The sequence below is a fragment of the Listeria monocytogenes ATCC 19117 genome, from assembly GCF_000307025.1.
Lineage (GTDB): Bacteria > Bacillota > Bacilli > Lactobacillales > Listeriaceae > Listeria > Listeria monocytogenes_B.
The window spans coordinates 320,125-342,114 of the sequence record NC_018584.1 but is presented as its reverse complement, the minus strand read 5'-3'; the positions used below and the strand labels follow the sequence as shown (position 1 = coordinate 342,114).

Annotated in this window: 20 protein-coding genes and 1 riboswitch; of the genes, 10 read left to right on the top strand and 10 right to left on the bottom strand. The window is 38.3% G+C overall.

From position 1 onward, the window contains the following. The first annotated feature begins 198 nt into the window (after nt 1–198). The 5 genes from LMOATCC19117_RS01680 to LMOATCC19117_RS01660 all read left to right on the top strand — a co-directional run bounded on the left by LMOATCC19117_RS01680 (nt 199) and on the right by LMOATCC19117_RS01660 (nt 5,519). Nucleotides 199–540: a PTS lactose/cellobiose transporter subunit IIA gene (locus tag LMOATCC19117_RS01680; RefSeq protein ID WP_003734549.1), complete on the top strand. Its 342-nt coding sequence runs from the start codon at nt 199–201 to the stop codon at nt 538–540. Further along, nucleotides 533–1,924 (top strand): glycoside hydrolase family 1 protein, encoded by a 1,392-nt coding sequence (locus LMOATCC19117_RS01675; RefSeq protein WP_003734548.1) that lies wholly within the window; start codon nt 533–535, stop codon nt 1,922–1,924. Before LMOATCC19117_RS01680 ends, LMOATCC19117_RS01675 begins: the two co-directional genes overlap by 8 nt. 16 nt (nt 1,925–1,940) lie before the next feature. Beyond that, the gene (locus LMOATCC19117_RS01670) at nt 1,941–2,231 is read left to right on the top strand and encodes a PTS sugar transporter subunit IIB (protein WP_003722919.1); all 291 of its coding nucleotides are present in this window, start codon (nt 1,941–1,943) and stop codon (nt 2,229–2,231) included. 4 nt (nt 2,232–2,235) lie between these two features. After that, nucleotides 2,236–3,549: a PTS sugar transporter subunit IIC gene (locus LMOATCC19117_RS01665; protein WP_014929018.1), complete on the top strand. Its 1,314-nt coding sequence runs from the start codon at nt 2,236–2,238 to the stop codon at nt 3,547–3,549. Nucleotides 3,550–3,647: 98 nt separating this feature from the next. After that, nucleotides 3,648–5,519, top strand: coding sequence for a BglG family transcription antiterminator (locus LMOATCC19117_RS01660; RefSeq protein ID WP_003734547.1), 1,872 nt, complete (start codon nt 3,648–3,650; stop codon nt 5,517–5,519). A 5-nt stretch (nt 5,520–5,524) separates the two neighbouring features. On the opposite strand, the gene LMOATCC19117_RS01655 is transcribed toward LMOATCC19117_RS01660, so the two are convergent. Next, on the bottom strand, nt 5,525–6,163 hold the full coding sequence (locus LMOATCC19117_RS01655; protein WP_003724228.1) for a DUF998 domain-containing protein: 639 nt from the start codon (nt 6,161–6,163) through the stop codon (nt 5,525–5,527). Nucleotides 6,164–6,373: 210 nt separating this feature from the next. Further along, nucleotides 6,374–7,111, bottom strand: coding sequence for an NADPH-dependent oxidoreductase (locus tag LMOATCC19117_RS01650; protein WP_003724227.1), 738 nt, complete (start codon nt 7,109–7,111; stop codon nt 6,374–6,376). A 118-nt stretch (nt 7,112–7,229) separates the two neighbouring features. Between LMOATCC19117_RS01650 and LMOATCC19117_RS01645 the strand changes: the two genes are divergently transcribed. After that, nucleotides 7,230–8,093 (top strand): LysR family transcriptional regulator, encoded by an 864-nt coding sequence (locus LMOATCC19117_RS01645; protein ID WP_003724226.1) that lies wholly within the window; start codon nt 7,230–7,232, stop codon nt 8,091–8,093. A gap of 31 nt (nt 8,094–8,124) precedes the next feature. On the opposite strand, the gene rlmH is transcribed toward LMOATCC19117_RS01645, so the two are convergent. The 8 genes from rlmH to LMOATCC19117_RS01605 form a co-directional block, all read right to left on the bottom strand. Further along, nucleotides 8,125–8,604, bottom strand: coding sequence for a 23S rRNA (pseudouridine(1915)-N(3))-methyltransferase RlmH (rlmH, locus tag LMOATCC19117_RS01640; protein WP_003722913.1), 480 nt, complete (start codon nt 8,602–8,604; stop codon nt 8,125–8,127). A gap of 687 nt (nt 8,605–9,291) precedes the next feature. Further along, complete coding sequence (htrA, locus tag LMOATCC19117_RS01635) at nt 9,292–10,794, bottom strand: serine protease HtrA (RefSeq protein WP_003724224.1); 1,503 nt, start codon at nt 10,792–10,794, stop codon at nt 9,292–9,294. A 97-nt stretch (nt 10,795–10,891) separates the two neighbouring features. Further along, entirely contained in the window at nt 10,892–11,722 is an 831-nt protein-coding gene (locus tag LMOATCC19117_RS01630; protein ID WP_003722911.1) for an MBL fold metallo-hydrolase, read from the bottom strand. A gap of 119 nt (nt 11,723–11,841) precedes the next feature. Beyond that, the gene (locus LMOATCC19117_RS01625; protein ID WP_003724223.1) at nt 11,842–12,681 is read right to left on the bottom strand and encodes a two-component system regulatory protein YycI; all 840 of its coding nucleotides are present in this window, start codon (nt 12,679–12,681) and stop codon (nt 11,842–11,844) included. 2 nt (nt 12,682–12,683) lie between these two features. Beyond that, entirely contained in the window at nt 12,684–14,006 is a 1,323-nt protein-coding gene (locus tag LMOATCC19117_RS01620; protein WP_003722909.1) for a YycH family regulatory protein, read from the bottom strand. Beyond that, on the bottom strand, nt 14,003–15,835 hold the full coding sequence (gene walK, locus LMOATCC19117_RS01615) for a cell wall metabolism sensor histidine kinase WalK (protein ID WP_003724222.1): 1,833 nt from the start codon (nt 15,833–15,835) through the stop codon (nt 14,003–14,005). Before walK ends, LMOATCC19117_RS01620 begins: the two co-directional genes overlap by 4 nt. Before the next feature lie 184 nt (nt 15,836–16,019). Continuing rightward, nucleotides 16,020–16,733 carry a response regulator YycF gene (gene yycF / locus LMOATCC19117_RS01610; protein WP_003724221.1) on the bottom strand — a complete coding sequence of 238 codons (714 nt, stop codon included), beginning with the start codon at nt 16,731–16,733 and terminating at the stop codon, nt 16,020–16,022. A 212-nt stretch (nt 16,734–16,945) separates the two neighbouring features. Further along, the gene (locus LMOATCC19117_RS01605; protein ID WP_003734546.1) at nt 16,946–18,127 is read right to left on the bottom strand and encodes a pyridoxal phosphate-dependent aminotransferase; all 1,182 of its coding nucleotides are present in this window, start codon (nt 18,125–18,127) and stop codon (nt 16,946–16,948) included. A gap of 152 nt (nt 18,128–18,279) precedes the next feature. Beyond that, a riboswitch (SAM riboswitch) is annotated at nt 18,280–18,399 on the top strand. Between the two features lie 108 nt (nt 18,400–18,507). Here LMOATCC19117_RS01605 and LMOATCC19117_RS01600 point away from each other — a divergent pair. The 4 genes from LMOATCC19117_RS01600 (at nt 18,508) to LMOATCC19117_RS01585 (ending at nt 21,888) form a co-directional block, all read left to right on the top strand. Further along, a complete protein-coding gene (locus tag LMOATCC19117_RS01600; RefSeq protein WP_003728052.1) occupies nt 18,508–19,329 on the top strand; it encodes a MetQ/NlpA family ABC transporter substrate-binding protein in 822 nt (273 codons plus the stop codon). Between the two features lie 14 nt (nt 19,330–19,343). After that, nucleotides 19,344–20,360, top strand: coding sequence for a methionine ABC transporter ATP-binding protein (locus tag LMOATCC19117_RS01595; protein ID WP_003731065.1), 1,017 nt, complete (start codon nt 19,344–19,346; stop codon nt 20,358–20,360). After that, entirely contained in the window at nt 20,357–21,019 is a 663-nt protein-coding gene (locus LMOATCC19117_RS01590; protein ID WP_003722903.1) for a methionine ABC transporter permease, read from the top strand. Before LMOATCC19117_RS01595 ends, LMOATCC19117_RS01590 begins: the two co-directional genes overlap by 4 nt. An 89-nt stretch (nt 21,020–21,108) precedes the next feature. Further along, entirely contained in the window at nt 21,109–21,888 is a 780-nt protein-coding gene (locus LMOATCC19117_RS01585; protein WP_003724217.1) for a carbon-nitrogen family hydrolase, read from the top strand. The last annotated feature ends 102 nt before the right edge of the window (nt 21,889–21,990 follow it).

Sequence of the window (21,990 nt, the reverse complement as noted above, 5' to 3'; positions counted from 1 at the left end):
TATCTAGTTTATATAAAATATTTTTCTGATTTTTATTTTCAATTTACATAATTATATTTTACCATCTTTATACCCATAAGAGCCACTTTATTTATACTATCCTCCTAAACCAATTTCCACTTCCAAAGTGGCAAATAATAATTTCACCTCCCCCATTTTTCCAGCTATAGTAAAGACAAATCAAAAGGAGGTCTTTACGTGACAGATAGCAACGAACTAACAACAGAACTCGATTCCATGGCAATCATCTTACACGCCGGGAATGCGAAAAGTTGTGCTTTTGAGGCACTGAAAGAAGTAAAACTGCAAAACATCTCATCTTTCACTCAGAAAATTACTGAAGCGAAAGATGAGATTAAACTGGCGCACCGAGCGCACGCGGAACTTTTACGAAAACTATCTTCAGAGAACCGAATGAGAGAGGTGGATTTACTGCTTGTTCATGCGGAAGGTCACTTGTCTTCTACGGATATTGCCGTGGAAATGATTCGGGAACTGGGAGAAATTTATCAATGGAAATGGAGTTTATCTAATGAATAACAACTTTTTATGGGGAGGTGCCACGGCCTCTTATCAATGTGAAGGTGCTTGGAATGTGGATGGCAAGGCGGAATCGATGTGGGATTATTACTTGCACGAAGCAGGTCTTGAGAATGGCGACGTGGCGAGCGATCACTACCACCGCTACGAGGAAGACATTCGGATGATGAAAGAAGGCGGGCAAAATTCCTATCGTTTTTCCTTATCTTGGCCGCGGATTATTAAAAATAGGCAAGGTGACATCAACTTAAAAGGGATCGAATTTTATCAAAACTTGCTAGATACGTGTAAAAAATATGACATTGAGCCGTTTGTGACACTTTATCATTGGGATTTGCCGCAATATTGGGAAGAAACTGGTGGTTGGTTGGATCACGATGTTTGCGCCGCATTTGAGCATTATGCCAAGGTTTGTTATGACCACTTTGGCGATAAAATCACGAATTGGACTACGTTTAACGAGCCGAAATGGTTTGTTGCTAACGGATATAAAATCGGCAACTACCCACCTGGCTATCAAGATACACAAAAAACGATGATTGCCGCTTATAATGTGATGTACGCGAGTGCTTTAGGCGTCAAAGCTTTTAAAGAAGGTGGCTATCCAGGGCAAATTGGTATTGTTCACAGCTACACGCCGGTGAACGGTGTCGATGAAAGTATTGAAACAAAAATTGCGATGCGCTACGCTGATAACTATTGCAACAACTGGATTCTCGACACAGCCGCACTTGGCGAATTCCCGGTCGACCTCATTGCCGAACTAGCAAAATCGCACGACATCAGCTTTATGAAAACAGACGAACTACAAACAATTAAACAAAACACTGTCGACTTCATCGGCTTAAATTACTATTCGCGCACGCTCGTTAAACCATACACTGGCGGCGAAACCCAGCTACAATTTAACCACAGCGGTAAAAAAGGCGAAAGTAAAGTTCTCATCAAAAACTGGTTCGAACAAGTGAAGGATCCCGCCAACGAAACAACCGAATGGGATACAGAAATTTATCCAAAAGGCTTACAAGATGGCTTAATCGAGGCTTACGAACGCTATCAATTACCACTTTATGTGACAGAAAACGGCATTGGTGTTCGCGAAGATGTTTCAGTGGCAAAAGTAGATGATACCTACCGAATCGCCTTTATGAACGACCATATTAACGCCATTTTCAACGCAATCGATGCTGGTTGTGACGTTCGCGGCTACTACGCTTGGTCCCCGTTCGACCTTTACTCTTGGAAAAATGGTGTCGAAAAGCGTTACGGACTTGTAGCAGTTGATTTCGAAAACAACCAAATCAGAAAACCAAAAGCTTCCTACTACTGGTTCAAAGAAATGATTGAAAGTCAGGGAAAACTCATCAAACGAAGAGAATTTTAAAAAAAGGAGCAGGAAAATGAAAAATATCATGTTAGTTTGTAATGCTGGTATGTCTACAGGAATGCTTGCGAAAAAAATAGAAGCCGCTTCTGGCAACACATTAAACGTCACTGCTTATAGCGAATCCGAGTATACTGATTATTTGGACGGTGTCGACCTCGTTCTTATCGGCCCTCAAATCCGTTTCCTTATGCCACAAATTAAACAGGCCGTCAGCGTCCCAGTCCATGCCATTTCACCAGTAAAATACGGCATCATGGACGGCAAAGGGGTTTACGAAGACATCCAGAAATTAATAGGAGGATAAAAACATGCGATTTAATACCATTAGCGAAAAAATGGATCAATATATTTCCCCGCTGGCTAACAAACTTAGCCAGCAACGCCATTTGAAAGCAACCAGAGATGCCTTTATGTCCATGCTGCCAATTACATTGTTTGGTTCAATTCCGATTATTTTGAAAGCGGCTCCAGTCACAGATGATACGAAAAATGGTTTCCTGCTTGCTTGGGCTAACTTTGCTGAAAAATATGATTTAATCCTAAATTGGATTAGCGGAATCACACTTGGCGCCATGTCGTTATATATTTGCGTCGGTATCACGTATTATTTATGCAAACACTACCACGAAGATTTCTTACGCCCACTCATGTTTTCTATCGCCGGTTTCTTTATGCTCGTACTTAACCCAATCAAAATGGGTTGGGACGGCAAAGAAGTCGACATTAGTTTCCTTGATGGACGCGGAATATTACTCTCGATTTTCGTCGCCATCGTTACCGTAGAAGGTTATCACTGGATGCGCAAGAAAAATGTCGGTCGAATAACCATGCCCGATAGCGTTCCAGCCTCACTATCCGAGACATTCGCAGCCTTAGTTCCTGGTATTATTTTAATGACCTTTTTCTCGATTATCTTTATCATTTTCAACCTGCTAGACACAACTGCCATCCAATTCTTATATGAAAAAATGGCGCCGAGCTTCAAAGCAGCCGATAGCTTACCATTCACGATTCTAAGTATTTTCCTAGTTCACTTATTCTGGTTCTTCGGTGTCCACGATGCCGCACTTGCCGGAATTCTAGGCCCAATTCGTGACGGAAACCTTTCAATCAACGCCGCTGAAAAAATGGCTGGTCAAGATTTGACGAATATTTTCACGACACCATTCTGGACATATTTCGTTATCATCGGTGGTTCTGGTTCCGTTCTCGCACTTGCCTTTTTAATGATGCGATCCAAGTCCAAACAACTAAGCACCATCGGGAAAGTCGGCTTCTTACCTTCCATATTCGGAATTTCTGAGCCGCTAATTTTCGGAACACCACTAATGCTGAATCCGATTTTCTTCTTCCCGTTCATTTTCACATCCGTATTCAATGGTGTCATCACGTATCTTTGTATGTATTTCGGGATTGTCGGAAAAACGTTCGCCGTCTTCTCCTGGCAAATGCCCGCACCAATTGGAGCATTTCTATCCACCATGGACTGGCGAGCCATCGTTCTCGTATTCATCCTGATTTTCTTAAACGGCCTAATGTACTACCCATTCCTAAAAGTGTATGAGAAAAACCTTGTCGCTTTAGAAAAAGAAGCCGAAGAAGAAAACATCGCTGCTAATTAATAGCCACTTAAATAGAGATTGGGACAAAAAAACTCGTCTCTTTCTCTATTTGGTGTTGTATAATAACAATAGGTTAAGGGAGAATTAGGGGGGATATAATGACTATTTCAGAAAGGCAACGTTCATTGTTAGAAAAGCTTAACGACAGCCAAAAGACAGTAACAGCAAAAGCACTTTCAGAAATGTTAGGCGTTTCTTCCAAAACTGTGCGAAATGACATTGTGCAAATTAACCAGTCATTTAGTTCCACAATCATCGCATCAAAAGCTGGAAAAGGCTACTTTCTAACGCCAAACGAGCAGCTTTCACAAATAAATCTAACCAAAAATAGCGAAAATCTACATTTTGAATTATTACGCCATATTATCGAACAAGATCATACCAATTTCTATGATTTAGCGGATCAATTTTTCATTAGCGAATCGACGTTAGCTCGTATTATTAAAGAACTCAACGCGGTTATCGCTGAAAAAGATGAGTCGCTTTGTATTATTCGAAAAAGCAACGAACTACTAACCGAGGGCGGCGAAGAAGAAAAACGGCGCATCTTCAATCTATTCCTCAATCAAGAAATCGAAAACCATCAATTAAGCCTAGATAAATACGCCGATTACTTTGATTACTGCAATCTAAAGCAACTTTCCGAGCTTATTATTGCCTACCACAAAAAGAACGATTTTTTTATGAATGATTTCTCAACGATTTCGTTCATCTTGCATATCGCCGTTTTAATTGAGCGAATTAGTATGGGGAGTTATATTCAAAGAACGGCTTTAACAGAACAAGATAAAACTAGTCTTGAAATGGCAGAGCATCTAGCCGAAACGTTAGAAAATGAATTGCAAATCAATATTCCAACGCAAGAATTAAGCTATATCGCCCGGCTTTATTCCGGCAAACTAACGACAACTTCAACCATTGACGCACAAGTTTTTGGCAGCGTTGTCACTCGGCTCCTTGAAGCAGTGGACCAAAATTTCCATATCGACTTTTCCGCTGATGAAAAAATAGCCACCTATCTAGTGGCCCATATTTCAGCCCTATACAAAAGAGCCAATCACAAACAATATTTAACCAATCCACTCACCGAAGAATTAAAAAACAAGTTCCCATTTATTTATAACGTCAGTGTTTATGCCTCTGCCTTTATTCAAAAAGAGCTTGCGATCACTTTCCCAGATGACGAAATCGCTTATATCGCGCTACATTTTTTATCTGCTTCGGAAACGATTAATCACGGTAAAAAAAGAAAAATCCTCTTGGTTTCACCGTACGGCGCAGGTAGCCAACGTTTAATTCATAATCAACTTAAGAAAATTGCCGATTTTTCGATTGACTTGCTCGTTTCTCAATCTATTTTTGATATAAAGCAGTTCACCTTAGACAAAGAAATCCATTTAATTATCACCGCCGAACCATTAAACCTAACAACTGACATCCCAGTCTATCATTACGATTTACTTTTAACAGAAACAGATTTGCAGAAAATCAAGCACATTTTAGAAACTAAGCCCAAAGCCGATTCGATTTCCAGAAAATTTTTCAAAAAAGAGCTGTTCTTCCCAAAACAAAACTTCAAATCAAAAGAAGAAGTAATTACGTTTCTTTGCGAACAGTTAACTGCATTCGACTACTGCGACCCCGATTACGTAGCAAAAGTATTTGAGCGCGAACAATTATCAAGCACCTGTTATGGCAACTACTACGCCATCCCGCATGCCATCCAGCGAAGCGCGAAAAAAAATGCCGTCGCCGTATGCTCACTTGATAAACCAATCGACTGGGGCGGAAATCGCGTCAAACTCGTCCTCCTGCTCACCATGAAAGAAGAACGCGACAACTCTTTTGAAGAATTATTCGGCCAACTAGTAACCATCTTAAACGAACGCAGCTTCGTCAAAAAACTAGCAAAACAAGAAGATTTCCAGCAATTTATCGAACTTTGCGAACAAAAAACCCTAGATTCTTAAACAATCTAGGGTTTTCTAATCCGATCAATTCCAAAAACAACAATCGGCAAATAATTAAAAAAGAAACTAATCCGCTGACAAAAACCAATTTTATCTAAAACCGGCAAGTCATTCACAGCAGGAATCCGCGCAAGCCCATAAACACCAGCCGACAGCAAACTAACAATGAGTAAAACTAGATAGATATTGCTGCGGGTTTTATCGCCAGTTTTCCGGTAAAGAATGACCAGAAACAACGGAAAAATCAAAAATCCCGCATAACCAAGCCCCGAGCCAATATTATGCACCCAAGTCGAAAATGTCCAACTCGCCTGCTCCGTGTCAATACTAAACAACCCGGTAAAAATACAATCGCCAATCCCATACAAACCAATCGCAGAAGCAAGCAAAATCGCCAAAGTCCGCGAAGTTTTAACAACGCTCTGATAAATCGCCGGCAAAGCGAGCACAAAGAACACCCCAGACACCACCGACCAAACCAAAAACGCTCCCCGCACCGGACTAGCCACATCCCCAAACACACTCATAACCCGCGTCATTTGATTTAATTCTGGGTAAAAAATTCCAAGTATGTAAGGCGTTAGAAAATCACTCAAAACGCCGAGTAATAAAAAGTAAAAACCGTATTTTTTTAGAAATTTCATTTGGATCCTCCTTTTATGAAATTTATTTTGGATATATTAGTGTAATTTTAACTCCATATTAATTATACAAATCTATCCCCATCTAATCTAGTTTAAGCTTTCTATGACAAAATAATAGCCCCAATCAAATAAAAAGCCGGAAAAAATACTCTTCCAGCCTCTCATAAATTTAATACTATTATTTTTTATACGCCCTACAACGAAAATTAATTAATCCAATGTAAACCCTTGTTTTTTCAAAAAGCCAGCTATTTCTGGTCTTCGTATTTCTTCAAAAAACGCTACATTCTTGTCTCCCCATGAAGTTTGATGCTGATTTTTTTCACGTAAAGCATAATAATCTTTGGTCAATTCCTCATACGCTTTTAAATCCGTAAATTGTTCATGTGGATATTGATTTTCTCCTACTTGATTTTCTAGTAATAGCCGTGGTTTTACTTGATTTTTATATTCTGGAACGCCTACAGTTAATCCGAAAACAGGTATCGTAAATGGTGGTAAGTTTAGCAATTCAGCTACTTTTTCAATATCATTTCTTATTCCACCGATATAACAGATTCCTAAATCAAGAGACTCAGCAGCAATAACCATATTTTGAGCTGCAATTGTAGCATCTATCACAGAGACGAGTAATGATTCCATATTTCTCAACCCATCTAAAGTTCTATTATTCTCCAGTAAAAGTTTTGATTGTCGGTATAAATCCCCTACAAACACATAAAAGGTCCCCGTTTGATTTACATAAGAAGCACTATTTGTAATTTCAGCTAGTTCCTTTCTTAGTTTTTCATCTGTGATTTCTAAAATAGAAAAAGATTGCACAAAATGCGAACTAGATGCACTTCTCGCAGCTGTTAATAAATGTTGTTTGATTTCATCTGATAATCTTTCATTTTTAAATTCTCTTACTGAAACATGTTTAACCAATTGTTGAATGGTTGTATTCATAACATAACCCCCAAATTGAATTTATATTGTAAATAAAGTATAATCTATCTGCGCTATCATTTGAAATGCGAAAATCATATGCCGGTATCATTATTTTTGATACCAAAAGGAGAAAATTATGGATATTGAAAACATGAAAGCATTTAATAAAGTAGCTGAACTAAAGAGTATTTCTGCAGCAGCGAATGAACTGCATCATTTACAGTCTAATATGTCCAATAAAATAAAAAATATCGAAAAACAGTTCCAAACTCAACTTTTCTTCCGGCACTCGAATGGTGTGGAACCAACTAAAGAGGGCGAAAAAATCTATCAACAATTCAAAAAAATGATTTTATTATGGGAGGAAACGATTGATATTATCAATAATGAAGAAGAAACTATCTCAATCGGTATTACGCAATCTTCTTTGCCTATGGAATTTAACACAATCATTAAAGAGTTCTATCAACAGTTTCCAAATAAAAAATTATCTATCGTTAGCGGAAGTACAAGTGAATTAATACCAAAAATAGCTAACAGAGAACTAACCATCGCATATGTCGCTGAACTCGAAAAAGAAAATTTATTTCAAGATAGCCAAATCATCTCACAAACGCTCTCATGGGATAAACTAGTTTTCGCAGGCAACACAGCTGGAAAATCAGTCCAAAAAATATTAGCGGAAGAACGATTATACGTCTTCAGCAAACAATGTTATTCATACCGCGCCCTGGCTGCTCTCATTAACGATATTAATATCCCAAATGTTTCCATATCAGAGATCAATATTCCCGAAACACTTGTTGAAATCTGCAATAATGAACTTGGTATTGGAATTATCCCCGAAAGCATCGCACTAAACTATCATTTTCTAAACTATGAAACATTACCCACAGAATACGCATCACTTCGAAAAACATTAATTTATCATGCAGATCATACAATTTCAAATGGTGAAAAATGGCTTATCGAAAAAAGTAAACCAGCATTCAAAAGTTAAGTTGTTGATTACAACCCTTTCAACCAGCTAGCTATTTATGATAAGGCTCCCCCCGAACAATTCGAAACGCCCGGTAAACCTGCTCCACCAGCACCAATCTCATCAACTGGTGTGGCAGCGTTAACCTCCCAAACGAAATCCGCTCATTACTCCGCTTCAACACCGCCTCACTAAGTCCCAGCGATCCACCAATCACAAACGTCACCTTACTCTTACCATAAGTCGCCAGCTTATCCAAATCCGCCGCAAATTCTTCACTCGACTTCATTTTCCCATCAATCGCCAGCGCAATCACATGGGCATCGTCCGGAATCTTTGCTAAAATCCGCGCACCCTCTTTATCTTTTACTTGCTTCATTTCGGCATCACTCAGCACTTCCGGAGCTTTCTCATCCGGAACTTCCACGATCGTCACTTTCGCATAGGCGCTAAGTCGTTTTAAATATTCGGCGATTCCTTGCACTAAATATTTTTCTTTTAATTTCCCGACCGTTACAATTTGAATATTCATTTATGCCACCCTTATCTTTTTTAATACTTTTATCATACATCAAAAATCCCTCATTGCACTAGTCAAAATAAAATAAGAGCAGCTTTCCATAAAAAGTTATTCCACAGGTTATCCCGCCCTTATACACAAGTTATCCCCAAAAATTATCCACATATCCACAAGCCCCTTCTCTATTTTGTGTCCGAACGTATATTCTCCACAATATATATGATAGCCAAATTTCACTATCCACAGCTTATCCACAGGTAAAATCGTCGCCTAACTATTCAAAACTCAAACTCCACCAAACAGCGGAACCCCTTCTCCTACAATCAATCTCGCGAATCAAATCTCTATGTAAAGTTATTTTCCTTGTCACATATCCAGCTTATAAAAAGTAAAAATGTGGATAAATGGCTTTCTATCCACATTTTTCTTTTTTGACCTATATTTTCGCAAAAAATGTGTTTTTTTCAAAAATAAATCTGTGTTTATTGATTAAATTATCAAAATTGTTCTTTTCCACAAGATATTCACTGCTTACACACAGGTTATCCACAGAAGTTATCCACATATCCACAAACCAGTTCTATATTTAGTAGGAGAATTCTTGTTCTCTACCATATCTATATCCGAAAAAAATCGCTATCCACAAGTTTTCCACAGAAAAAAAGCCACCCTCTTTTTCAAGAGAATGGCTTTTTGTTATCATGTAGTTGTTTTTGCTGCTTCTAATTTAATATCTGTGGATTTTTCTTTACCGTCACGATAGTATTTCACTTTGACTTTATCGCCAATTTTCACGTCGTTACCGTATAGAATTTTGCGTAATGTCATGGAGTTTGTTACTTTTTGGCCGTTTAGTTCAACAATAACATCGTATTGTTTCAAGCCTGCTTTGTCTGCTGCAGAACCGGATACTACTTGTTGTACCATTGCGCCGTAATCTACGCTATCAGGTAATTTCAAGATATTTTTTTGTTGTGTTTCTGGAATTGTATCAACATCACGTAAGGATACGCCTAGAGATGGACGTTCTACTTCGCCTTTTGTTTCTAGTTGTTCGATGATTGGTTCTACTGTGTTACTTGGAATTGCAAAGCTAATACCTTCTACATTTTCCATCGAAATTTTCATTGAGTTAATACCAATTACTTGGCCTTCAATATTAATTAAAGCTCCACCACTGTTACCAGGGTTAATTGCTGCATCTGTTTGGATAACATCTGCTTCCCAGTCTTCTGTTCCGTCGCCATTTGTATCAACTGGTACTGCACGGTTTAGACCAGAAATAATACCTTGTGTTACAGAACCGGAAAATTCTGTTCCTAGTGGGCTACCAATTGCAATTGCTGGTTCACCAAGTTTTAATGAATCTGAATCGCCGAATGCAGCGACTGTAGTAACATTTTTATCATCAATTTCAAGAACAGCTAAATCGTTCCATTCGTCTGTCCCTAGTAATTTTGCTTCGGATTTTTTACCGTTTGTAAAAGTTACTTCTAATTTATTTGCATCAGCAACAACGTGATTATTTGTTACGATGTAGGCTTTTCCATTTGCCTTTTTATAAATAACACCAGATCCTGAGGAAGCTTCTTGTTCAGAAGTCGTTGTTCCATCAAGGGATGAAGATGATTGGTAATTTAGAACACTCACTACCGCATCTTGTACTTTGTCTACTGCTTTTGTTACATCTGATGTTGTATCTACTGAAACTTTTTCTACTTTGGTAGCTTTATTATTTGAGTTTGAAGTTGTATCTGCATTGTCACCATTATCCCAAGCGACAAAGAAAATAATAAGTCCTCCGATAATAACACCAATAAGTGCTGTTAAAAAGTAACCGATAAAGTGTTTGCCGCGTTTCGGTGGTTCACCATTCCCGTTACCACTTCCGCCATTATTCACTCTATTAGGTGGAACTGCCCCGCCACCAGTTGTACCAGCGCGTCTTGGCCCTGGAGCCGGTCTAGCAGGTTCTGGTTCTTTATTACTTGCTTCTTCAAAAAATGCATTTGTAGAACTCGCCTCGGCTGCATCTTCTGTCGCTCCGGCAAATTTCTCCCCTTCTGGGGTCACGCCTTCTACAATAGGAGTTTCTTGGACTGGTTGCGCGCTCTCCGGTGTATGTAAAGTATCCTCGACCTCTCTTTTTGGCGTGCTTTCATTCTCGCTGTTTTCATTTAAATTCTTTTCTTTCTCGTCCATGTCTTCCTTCCTCTCTGCAAATTTCGCATTTATATACTTCCATAATAAACCCCAAATATGAAAAAACGATGAAAAAGCTTTAAAAAAACGGTGAAACTTAAATAGTAAAGATAGATGTAGCATTATCAGGGTCTGTGTCAAAAATTTCTAGTTTACCCCCAACATCAATACCTTCTGCCATAAGTGTTTGTGTTACGCTCATTCTCGCAAGTTCTTTCATATTGTTGTCTTTACTAAGGTGTCCTAAATAAATTCGTTTTGTTTGATCGGTAATGACTTCGCTCATTGCTATTGCAGCGTCCTCATTGCTCACGTGTCCCTCGTCACCAAGAATTCTGCGTTTTACATTCCACGGATAGCGTCCCATTCGAAGCATTTCTACATCATGATTACTTTCAAAAAGATAAGCATCAGCCCCCGCAATATGACCTTTCATTCGGTCGCTTACATAACCAGTGTCCGTTATCATTACAAATTTTTTATTCCCTTTATGAAATATGTAAAACATCGGCTCAATTGCATCATGAGAGACTCCAAAGGATTCCACTTGCATGCTACCAAAGGTTTTTACTGTTTCCATATCAAATTGGAATTTTTGATCTGAAGACACTTCGCCAATCATATTATCCATTGCTTTCCACGTTTTCGCGTTAGCATAAATAGGGAGTTTGTATTTCCGAGCAAGCACACCAAGACCTTTAATATGATCTGAATGTTCATGAGTAATTAGAATCGCGTCTAAATCGTTCATATCACGACCAACTTGCGCGAATAATCCTTCCATTTTCTTTCCACTCAAACCACAATCGATCAGAATTTTTTGGTCTCCTGTTTCGACAAGTGTGGCATTCCCTGAGCTTCCACTGGCTAATATACTAAATCGGATTTGATCCGTATCTTTTTCCGTTAAAATTTTATTTGCGAACATTTTTTATCCCCCTAAAGGCTTATATATCTTTCATTGTAACGCTAATTCGGCAAAATTGCATGCCCTATCGTTTGAAAAAGCCAACCTAATTTTTCATGATAATTAGGTTGACTCATTTTTTATTTGGTTTTCTGACGGCTCGATAATTCTGTACCTGGCTCGGTGGTTGATTTGTTGTCTGATTGATTAATTACTTGTTCGTCTTTGGCATTTACGAGGACATAATTAGTTTCACCAGAATGTTTTACTTCAAAACACCAAACGGGGAAGTATACATTTCCAGAGGGTAGCTGTACTGTCGTGTAATAGCCAAATGTTGCAGAAACCACGTCGCTGTCTTGCTTCAATTCTCCGTGCTGATAAACCGCTTCTAATGCATCTGTTGCGGACATTAAATTGGTTTTATCTTTTAAATCATCTTGCTTGGACATCCAAGTTTGCTCGTATGAGATCACTCGGTCATCTTGATCTAAATAAAAAGTAATTTGGCCCGCTTCATCAAATAAAACCATATTATTATTAATTAATTGATTAAAAGTGAGGGTCCGAGCATCTTTGTCATAATTCCAAAATTGATAGGATTCCCCGCGATAAACATCTGATTCCATAAATTTTTGAAATTCTGGGTTACTACCTTTTTTGCCAGCTTTTACGGGAGTTTGTAAGACAGAATAGATTTGTTTATTGTTATCTTTAAGCGTAATGGCTTGCCCTGTAAGATCGCTCACATCTTTTGTTGTAAAAGCTGCTCGCTCTGTAGTGAAAATAGAGCCGCTAGTAGGTTTGGTCGATAAATCAGGATGAGAGATATTATCTGCTTTTAATCGTTCTTCTAGCGTTTCATTTCCGAGTGTATCTGGGTCATCTGATAACTGCTTGTTGAAAAATATTACCGCTAAAAAAACATTAAGAATGAGGAGAGTCACAATAAAAATCATTTGTGTTTTACGCCAATCCATTTTTATTCACCCGCCTTTTCTGCGTCTGGTTGGAAGATGAACCATTTGTCATGATACTTATACAACCACGTCGGCTCTAATGTTACAAGACGATTCATGCCCGAAGATTCGCTTCTAGTCATATGATAGCCAGGAACAATATCTTCAATTTCTTCTGCTTTGACGTTAGGATTTTGGGCAAGAGCACTATAGACAGAATAAGAGGATGGTAACGTAACTTCTTTTTTCTCTCCGGGAACATCTGTATCTAAGCGGAAAAATGGTCTCATGTATTTATAAACAGCTTCAAGTCCTTCTGTTACAGAAATATCCGCCATGCCATTCTCATTGTATACTTGTAAATTATCGATGAATAAACTGAAATTAGTCGTCGCACTTTCCGCGGCATAACCTGTGAAATAGTAAGCGCCGTCGCCAGTCCAACCAGCATGGTCGTTCACAAAGTTAAAACTATCTTGAATAAGTCCAGCTCGTTTGACACTACTGAGATCTTCTGGATTAGTACGTTCTTGTGATGGATTTACATACTCTAATACTTTATTATCTGTATCCATTTCAATGACACTTGAACCATCTGTGTATGTGTTTCCTTCACTTTTAACAGTACCAGAATCTTGGAATAGTGCGGACGTGAATAAATTAATTTCAAGCGAATCGATGATATATTTTTTGCGATTTAGTTTCGTTTTTTCAGAGCTTAGAAAAAGATTGCGTTTGTTTGAAATTAGCTTATCATTTTGAGTCAGCTTGCTTTCGTTCTTTTTAACAATTTTTTCGATTTTATCAATGTCTTTATTTTGCAAAGAACTTTGGTAAATATTTTCTTGATCGTCATTTGTGAAATAAACCGAATGTAGCCCAGTATCCGTTTTGTTAATATCAAAAACAATTCGATTAAAGAAAGCTGACTCAAGCCCTTCCCCTTCTACTTGAAAAATTTGAGCAAAGATAGAGAACGGAATATTATTGGGGAAAATAATCTCGATAGTTCCGTTTTTATGGATTAATTTCTCATAGTCTTCACTACTTTTTTTACTAGCTAATACTACTTCCGAGAAACTAAAGGCTTTACCTTGTGCCATTAGTTCGTTTAATAAATCAGCATCTAAACTTTGGTAATTATTTTCATTTGCATTTACAGCTAGCTTGTATGGTTTGAATACTTGCGATGTTGTCATTGTCTTGTCAATGGTTGTTTTTTCCACTTCTTTTACGTTAATTGCTTCGTAATCAGGTTGTCCCTTCCAAATAAAGTAGCTTAGGACAATACTGAGTACGACTAAAATGGTTAGTATAAATGAGCGAAATCCTGTTTTTTTCATCATTCCCAATCATCCTCCGGTAAGTCACTGTATGGCAGGGTGAATTTAATTATGGTTCCTTTGGTTTTATTACGTTCGGCCCAAATTCGACCACCATGTGCTTCGATAACTTCTCGAGCAATAGCGAGTCCTAACCCTGTTCCTCCCATTTCTCTCGAGCGTGCTTTGTCTACACGGAAGAATCGGTCGAACACATTTGCTAAATCCTCGTCTGGTACGCCTAAACCTTCATCGGCAATGCTTACTTCAATTTCATCTTCAAATTTTTTCAGATAGAAGGAAATGCGGCCACCATCCGGTGAATATTTATTGGCGTTAGAAATAATATTATCAAGCACTTGCATTACTTTATCTTCATCAATTTCGATGATGACTGGCTCTCTTGGAATATGGCGTTTGAACATGATTGTTTCTTTTTTCATCATTTCAAAACGGTCAATAATATGGTTAAAGAAATCCGTAAAGTTCACGAAGCTTTTTTCGAGTTGTTCTCTGCCGCCATCCATTCTGGAAAGTTTGAGGAGATCGTTAACGAGACGAATCATTCGTTCGGTCTCATTTTGCGTTACTTCAAGGAAACGTGGAGCGATTTCTTTATCTTCCCACGCGCCGTCGCTTAATGCTTCTAAATAGCTATGCATACTGGTAAGTGGGGTTCTTAGTTCATGTGATACATTGGATACGAAATCGCGACGTTCTTGGTCGACTTTTTCTTGATCGGTAATATCGTGAAGTACCGCGATAACCCCATTATTAAAGCCTGTTTCCCTTTGAATGACCGAGAAATTGGCACGAAGCACGTACGGTTTGTCGAGAGTACTACGGTCCATTGTTAGTGACCCATCTACTTCCATTAAATCTTCAAATTGGTACGTGTCTCCGATGTCTAAAACATCAATAATCGAGCGCCCATTCGCACTTTCATGTTTCACGCGAAGCATTTTTTCTGCTGGCGTATTAATGAGAATTACTTTCCCGCGGCGGTCTGTTGCAATTACGCCATCAGTCATATATGCGAGTACAGAGGATAACTTGCGCCGCTCCCCTTCAGTCATTGCTTGGGCTTCTTGGACTCGTTTTGTTAGTGTATTAAAAGAATCAGCCAGTTCACCAATTTCATCGACACCGTATACTTTAACTTTGCGGCTATAGTTGCCGCGAGCCATCGCATAAGCTTGACGTTTCATTTCGATAATTGGTTTAGTAATGGTTCTTGATAATAGAATTCCAAGGACGGCTGTAATAATCATCGCAATCAAAGTCCCTGTGATGAAAATGTTTGTAATATCATCAACTTGTTTATAGACACTTTCGATATCGGCGACAAGATAAATAGCCCCTATCACTTGGCCTTTATTTTTGATGGAGGATACGTTCACCCAAACGCGGTTATTTTTATTCGATTCGTCTTTATAGATTTTGTCCTCAGAAGTCGTTCCAAGTGATAATGTTCGTTTTACAAGTGGATCGTTGCTTTTTTGTCCAACAATTCCTTGGTTATTTAAATTAGATGTGCCGAGAATTTTTCCTTTGTCATCTACAATTCTTACTTCGATTAAATTGCTACTTGCGCGAGAATAATCGACTAAGAGTTCTCTAATATCATTTTGTAACTTGACGGAGTTGTCGCTATTTTTAATAATTTCTTCTCTAGCGTTATAATCTAAAAGCGTAATACTATTCGTAATAGAATCTTGAAAATTTTTCTCCAGTTGCCCTTCCAGCTCACGTACAAAATACGCGCCGATTACTTGCATTGCAACGATAATTAGTAGCAAATACATAATAACTAACTTAAATTGTACGGACTGAAAAAATCTCATTTTATGCATAAGTCTTTCTACTCCTATTCGGGGTAATATATTTAAATTAGTATACCATATGTTATGGTGTAGACGTATTGTTTTTCCTGTTAATTGGGTCGATTTATTTATAAAAATAGTAACTAAGTAAGCGAAAATACCCAAAAAAAGTGGTCACCGAATTTTTTTCACTTCGGCGACCACTTCTTGTTATTTATTCTTGTTCTGGATTGCGTAAATAATAGCCAACTCCGCGTCTAGTTACTAACCATGCTGGGTGACTTGGGTTATCTTCAATTTTCTCACGTAAACGACGAACGGTAACATCCACCGTACGAACATCGCCGAAGTAGTCATAGCCCCAAACGGTTTGAAGTAAATGTTCACGTGTCATGACTTGTCCCATATGTTTTGCTAAATAATGTAGTAATTCGAATTCACGATGTGTTAGTTCGATTGTTTCTCCACGTTTAGAAGCCACATATGCATCCGGATGAATAATCAAAGAACCAATTTCTAGTTCGCTGTTTTCTTCTTCCTCGGCTGCATTTGAGCTGACTTGGCTGTGACGGCGCAAATTGGCTTTCACTCGAGCAATTAACTCGCGATTACTAAATGGTTTCGTTACGTAGTCATCTGCACCAAGTTCTAGTCCGATAACTTTGTCAATCTCTGAATCTTTCGCTGTTACCATAATTATTGGCATATCATATTTTTTACGTACTTCACGACATACCTCAATACCATCACGACCTGGAAGCATAATATCCAGTAAAATTAAATCTGGCTGAACTTCTTCTACAAGTTCTAACGCTTCATCGCCATCATAGGCGCAATATACATCAAAGCCTTCTTTATTTAGATTAAACTTAACTATATCCGCAATCGGTTTTTCGTCATCTACTACAAGAATTTTCTTTTCTGCCATTTTTTTACAGTCCTCTCATTCCTGGATTTCGCCGGCTTTAACCGGGACAGATACTTTTTATTTAATGCATAAAAATCTCACTAAACATTTTAAATTCTGGCCTGCCTTCATAAAACAACATGCTAAGAATAGACTTACTAACCAATTATAACACATCCCATTAATTATCTGAATTATTACAAGCGATTTTCTCTTAAAATTGGATAAATTGGCTACTGCTGTGTAACTTTATCGAACAAATGCAATTTGGAAACTCGCGTTACTGCTTCTTCCAAGCGCTCTTCATCCATTAAAAGACCTACGCGGACGTAACCTTCACCAAACTCCCCAAAGCCACTACCATCCGCAACGGCAACACTGACCTCTTCTAGCAGATAATCAGCAAATTCGCTACTTGTAAAATTTTCCGGGACTGGCATCCAAGCAAAGAACGAACCCGTCGGCGCAACTGCCTCCCAACCAATTTTCTTACAAGCAGAAATAAAGACATCCCTGCGACTTTCATAACGAGCGGTTAATTCACCCACACAAGTCTGATCTCCTGTTAAAGCTTCGATTGCAGCATCTTGAATCCCTGGAAAAAGACTTACATACATATGATCTTGAATAAGATTAATAGCTTCAATAACTTCGCTGTTCCCAACTGCAAAACCAACGCGCCAGCCAGCCATATTATATGTTTTCGAAAGTGTATAAAGTTCAATTCCAACTTCTTTTGCACCGTTTGTTTCTAAAAAACTAATTGGTTTTTTACCGTCAAAGCCAATACCTCCATATGCGAAATCGTGCGCAACAACGATATTATGATTCTTGGCAAAAGCGACTGTTTCTTCAAAGAAATCTGCCGTAGCCACAGCGCCAGTTGGATTATTAGGATAATTTAAATACATTAATTCAGCTTTTTCAGCTATGTCTTCTGGAATTTTAGTGAAATCTGGTAAAAAATTATTTGCGGCAATAAGCGGCATTTTTTCAAATTGAACTTCACCTAACACTACTCCTGACAAATAATCAGGATAGCCCGGATCAGGTAAAAGCATCGTATCACCTGGATCCATCAAACACATCGGCAGCTCCACTAAGCCTGTTTTTGTCCCAAACAAAATAGCTACTTCCGTGTCTGGATCAATCGTTACATTATATTCACGCGCGTAAAAATCCGCAGCGGCTTGTTTTAGTTCATGTTTTCCTCGAAATAAAGAATATTTGTGGTTAAGTGGTTTTTCTGAAGCTGTTTTCATTGCTTCCACAATATGTTTGGGTGTTGGCTGGTCTGGGTTTCCTTGTCCTAAATTAATGACATCATGCCCTTCTGCCACCTTTTTTCCAACTTTTTCAACAAGGCTAGAGAAAAACTGATCTGGTAAATTTTGCAAGCGTTTGGAAATTTTCATTTTACACCCGTCCTTTTCAAGTTTCATTGATTAAAATAGTAAAGTTTTCTGAAGTATTTGTCCAGTATGATTTTTTTAAAACTTAAAAAAGCATTGACAAATTAAGGTAATGTGCGTATATTTTTAACTAACAGGTTTTTCTAAAATATTTTCTCTTATCGAGAGCGGCAGAGGGACTGGCCCGATGAAGCCCGGCAACCTAACTTTATTTAAGCGTAAAGTGAAGGTGCTAATTCCAGCAAAATGGTGTATTCCATTTTGGTAGATAAGAGGAGCTGGATATGTTCGACTTTCCACTTCTCTATTCTAAATAGAGAAGTTTTTTATTGTTTTCATGAATAAATCTGGATAATCACACAACATACTAGGGAGGAAAAAAGATGAGAAAATTAACAAAAGGGTTAGGAATTTTACTTGCATCAAGTCTTGTTTTAGGATTAGCAGCATGTGGAGGAGGCAGTGACGACAAAGCCTTAAGCACAGAAAAAATTACAATTGGAACAACAGCAGGACCTCACCAACAAATCGCTGAAGAAGTTCAAAAATTAGCGAAAAAAGACGGTCTTGAAATCAAAATCAAAACATTTGATGATTATAACACGCCAAATACAGCTTTAAATGATGGTGATTTGGATGCGAATAACTACCAAACAATTCCATTTTTAGAGCAACAAAAGAAAGATAAAGGCTACAAATTAGACGTTGCTTTTAAAACAGTAGCATTCCCAATGGGCATTTACTCCAACGATATTAAAGACTTGAAAAATCTTAAAAAAGGCGACAAAATTGCCGTTCCAAATGATCCAAGTAACGAATACCGTGGTTTAAAACTGTTTGAAGATGCTGGCGTTATTAAATTAAAAGATGGTGTGGAAGAAAAAGCAACGAAAAAAGACATTGCTGAAAACCCGCTTGACCTTGAAATCGTTGAACTTGAAGCTTCTCAAATACCTGCACAATTAGATGAAGTTGCAGCCGCAGCTATCAATACTAACTTTGCAATGGGCGCTGGACTTTCTATTAATAAAGATGCCATTTACCACGAACCTACAAAAGACAATCCATATCCAAACGTTTTCGTTGTTCGTAGTGCCAACAAAGACGATGAAGTCGTAAAAACATTAGAAAAATATTACCATTCAGATGAAGTAAAAGCATTTATTGAAAAAGAATTTAATGGGTCTGTAGTACCTGCATTCTAGGGAGTTGTTTTATTTTGATCGAATTACATCAAGTTTCAAAATCATTTAACGTAAATGGAAAAACCGTAGAAGCCGTCAAAAATGTTTCTATTACAGTAGAAAAAGGAGAAATTTTCGGTGTCGTTGGTTACAGTGGCGCCGGGAAAAGTACCCTTGTTCGTTGCATCAACCTGCTTGAACGTCCAGATGCCGGCCAAGTTGTGATTGATGGGAAGAACTTATCTACCCTATCAAGCAAAGAACTTCGTGTCGCTCGCCGGAAAATCGGCATGATTTTCCAAGGATATAACCTACTAAAAACCGCAACTGTCTATGATAACATTGCCAAACCATTAAAATTAGAAGGCGTTCCAAAAGACGAAATCGAGACGCGCGTAAATAAATACTTGTCAATTGTTGGCTTAGAGGATAAACGAAACAACTATCCAAGCCAACTTTCTGGCGGTCAAAAACAGCGTGTGGCGATTGCTCGTGCTCTTGCGCATGAGCCAGAAATTCTCTTAAGCGATGAAGCAACAAGCGCCTTGGACCCTGAAACAACAGAAGCAATTTTGCAACTGTTACTTAAAATTAATGCGGAACTCGGCATTACGATTTTCTTAATTACACATGAACTTGATGTCATTCAACGTATTTGTGACCGGGTTGCTGTAATGGAAAATGGTCATTTAGTGGAACAAGGTACGGTTCTTGATATTTTCACGAAAGCAAAACACGCGACAACCAAGCGCTTTGTGGGATCGGAAGCTAGTTTCGATATCCCGCAAGATTTGCTTGAAAAATATGTTGCGACTGGGAAATTGGTTTCTCTTCATTTTATTGGAGACGAAGCGGATGAACCTGCGCTCGCTCTTGTATCACGTAAATTCGACGTTCTTCCAAGCATTTTAGCTGGGGGAATTGATCATTTGAAAAACGGAACACTTGGAAAACTGCTCGTTCATTTAAAAGGGGACGAAGTTGAATACAGTAAAGCTATTTCTTATTTGAAAGAATCTGGAGTCGTTGTTGAGGAGGTCGAGTTACTATGAGTTTGTTTTTTGAAGAATGGGGCCCGATACTTTGGCAAGGATTTCTAGAAACGCTTACGATGACTGGGATTACACTCGTGATTTCACTTGCGATTGGTTTACCACTTGGCGTATTTTTAACATTAACGCGTAAAGGTGGTCAATCAGAAAACCTGGTTGCCTACAGTATTCTAAACTGGGTTATTAATATTTTACGTTCATTACCGTTTATTATTTTGTTATTCTTAATGATTCCCGTAACACGGTTTGTTGTTGGGACTACTATTGGGATTCAAGGGGTTATTATGCCACTTGTGGTATTTACGGCACCTTATATTGCCCGTTTAATGGAGTCCGCCCTTTTGGAAGTGGACCGTGGAGTTGTGGAAGCCTATCAAGCTATGGGAATTTCTACACCAAAAATCATTTGGAGTGTCGTTATTCGCGAAGCTCGGTCTGGTATCGTTCTTGGCTTAACTATCGCTACAATCGGTCTAATCGGCGCGACTGCAATGGCTGGACTTGTTGGTGCTGGCGGACTCGGAACAATTGCTTACCAATATGGTTTCCAACGTTTCGAACCAACTGTCATGTATACAACCATTATTATTTTAATTATCATGGTACAAGCACTACAATCATTCGGTAATTTCTTATCTAGACGTCTTAAAAAAGATTAATTCACTACTTAGAGCTTGGTGCGAAGTGTTCCAATATGGACTCGTCACCAAGCTTGTGTTATTTTTAAAAGAAAAAGGGAGCGAAGAACATGTGGAAGTTGGCATTATGTCAAACTGATGTAGTTTTTAAATATCCTGATGCAAACTATGCACGGATTGAAAAAGCTATAGTTGAAGCTGCAAAAAATGGGGCAGATATCGCAGTTTTACCAGAAATGTGGAATACAGGTTATGCTTTAAATGAATTAGCTGGGGTTGCTGATTTAAATGGGGAGAGAACGAAAGAATTTTTAGCAACACTTTCTGAAAAACACCAAATTGCTATTATCGGTGGCTCGGTCTCTATTTCGGAAGGAACCAAATTTTCTAATACAATGTATGCTTTCGACAAATATGGTGGACTACTTTCTTCATATAAGAAGGTTCACTTATTTCAGCTTATGAATGAGCATCTCTATTTAGAGGCTGGGAATGATAAAAATCTATTTCGACTGGACGGTGTTTCTTGCGCTGGTTTCATTTGCTATGATATTAGATTTCCAGAATGGATTCGCAAACACACTTCAGAAGGATCGGAAGTCATTTTTGTTTCAGCTCAGTGGCCAGCCGAACGTGTTACTCAGTGGGAGCAACTACTTATTGCACGCGCTATTGAAAATCAAGCTTTTGTCGTTGCAGTCAATCGAGTTGGCGATGATCCTAATAATCATTTCAATGGGCACTCACTTGTGATTGATCCACTTGGAAATATTGTCGCTCATGGCGGTGAAGACGAAGGAAATATTTATGCTGAGATTGACTTAAAACTTGTTGCTGAAACGCGAGGCATCATTCCAGTTTTCACAGATAGACGACCTGAGCTTTACTAAATAGCTAAAAGATGCAAAATAATATTTTTTGCATCTTTTTCTCATTAAATGTTCATATTATCGGCAAAAAAGTGGCAATTTGGTATAATTAATATAGATTAA

What these genes read in the sequence shown, in the direction of transcription:
- LMOATCC19117_RS01675 (WP_003734548.1), top strand. Translation starts at nt 533, where the DNA reads ATGAATAACAACTTTTTATGGGGAGGTGCCACGGCCTCTTATCAATGT.
- LMOATCC19117_RS01670 (WP_003722919.1), top strand. Translation starts at nt 1,941, where the DNA reads ATGAAAAATATCATGTTAGTTTGTAATGCTGGTATGTCTACAGGAATG.
- LMOATCC19117_RS01665 (WP_014929018.1), top strand. Translation starts at nt 2,236, where the DNA reads ATGCGATTTAATACCATTAGCGAAAAAATGGATCAATATATTTCCCCG.
- LMOATCC19117_RS01660 (WP_003734547.1), top strand. Translation starts at nt 3,648, where the DNA reads ATGACTATTTCAGAAAGGCAACGTTCATTGTTAGAAAAGCTTAACGAC.
- LMOATCC19117_RS01655 (WP_003724228.1), bottom strand. Translation starts at nt 6,163, where the DNA reads ATGAAATTTCTAAAAAAATACGGTTTTTACTTTTTATTACTCGGCGTT.
- LMOATCC19117_RS01650 (WP_003724227.1), bottom strand. Translation starts at nt 7,111, where the DNA reads ATGAATACAACCATTCAACAATTGGTTAAACATGTTTCAGTAAGAGAA.
- LMOATCC19117_RS01645 (WP_003724226.1), top strand. Translation starts at nt 7,230, where the DNA reads ATGGATATTGAAAACATGAAAGCATTTAATAAAGTAGCTGAACTAAAG.
- rlmH (WP_003722913.1), bottom strand. Translation starts at nt 8,604, where the DNA reads ATGAATATTCAAATTGTAACGGTCGGGAAATTAAAAGAAAAATATTTA.
- htrA (WP_003724224.1), bottom strand. Translation starts at nt 10,794, where the DNA reads ATGGACGAGAAAGAAAAGAATTTAAATGAAAACAGCGAGAATGAAAGC.
- LMOATCC19117_RS01630 (WP_003722911.1), bottom strand. Translation starts at nt 11,722, where the DNA reads ATGTTCGCAAATAAAATTTTAACGGAAAAAGATACGGATCAAATCCGA.
- LMOATCC19117_RS01625 (WP_003724223.1), bottom strand. Translation starts at nt 12,681, where the DNA reads ATGGATTGGCGTAAAACACAAATGATTTTTATTGTGACTCTCCTCATT.
- LMOATCC19117_RS01620 (WP_003722909.1), bottom strand. Translation starts at nt 14,006, where the DNA reads ATGATGAAAAAAACAGGATTTCGCTCATTTATACTAACCATTTTAGTC.
- walK (WP_003724222.1), bottom strand. Translation starts at nt 15,835, where the DNA reads ATGCATAAAATGAGATTTTTTCAGTCCGTACAATTTAAGTTAGTTATT.
- yycF (WP_003724221.1), bottom strand. Translation starts at nt 16,733, where the DNA reads ATGGCAGAAAAGAAAATTCTTGTAGTAGATGACGAAAAACCGATTGCG.
- LMOATCC19117_RS01605 (WP_003734546.1), bottom strand. Translation starts at nt 18,127, where the DNA reads ATGAAAATTTCCAAACGCTTGCAAAATTTACCAGATCAGTTTTTCTCT.
- LMOATCC19117_RS01600 (WP_003728052.1), top strand. Translation starts at nt 18,508, where the DNA reads ATGAGAAAATTAACAAAAGGGTTAGGAATTTTACTTGCATCAAGTCTT.
- LMOATCC19117_RS01590 (WP_003722903.1), top strand. Translation starts at nt 20,357, where the DNA reads ATGAGTTTGTTTTTTGAAGAATGGGGCCCGATACTTTGGCAAGGATTT.
- LMOATCC19117_RS01585 (WP_003724217.1), top strand. Translation starts at nt 21,109, where the DNA reads ATGTGGAAGTTGGCATTATGTCAAACTGATGTAGTTTTTAAATATCCT.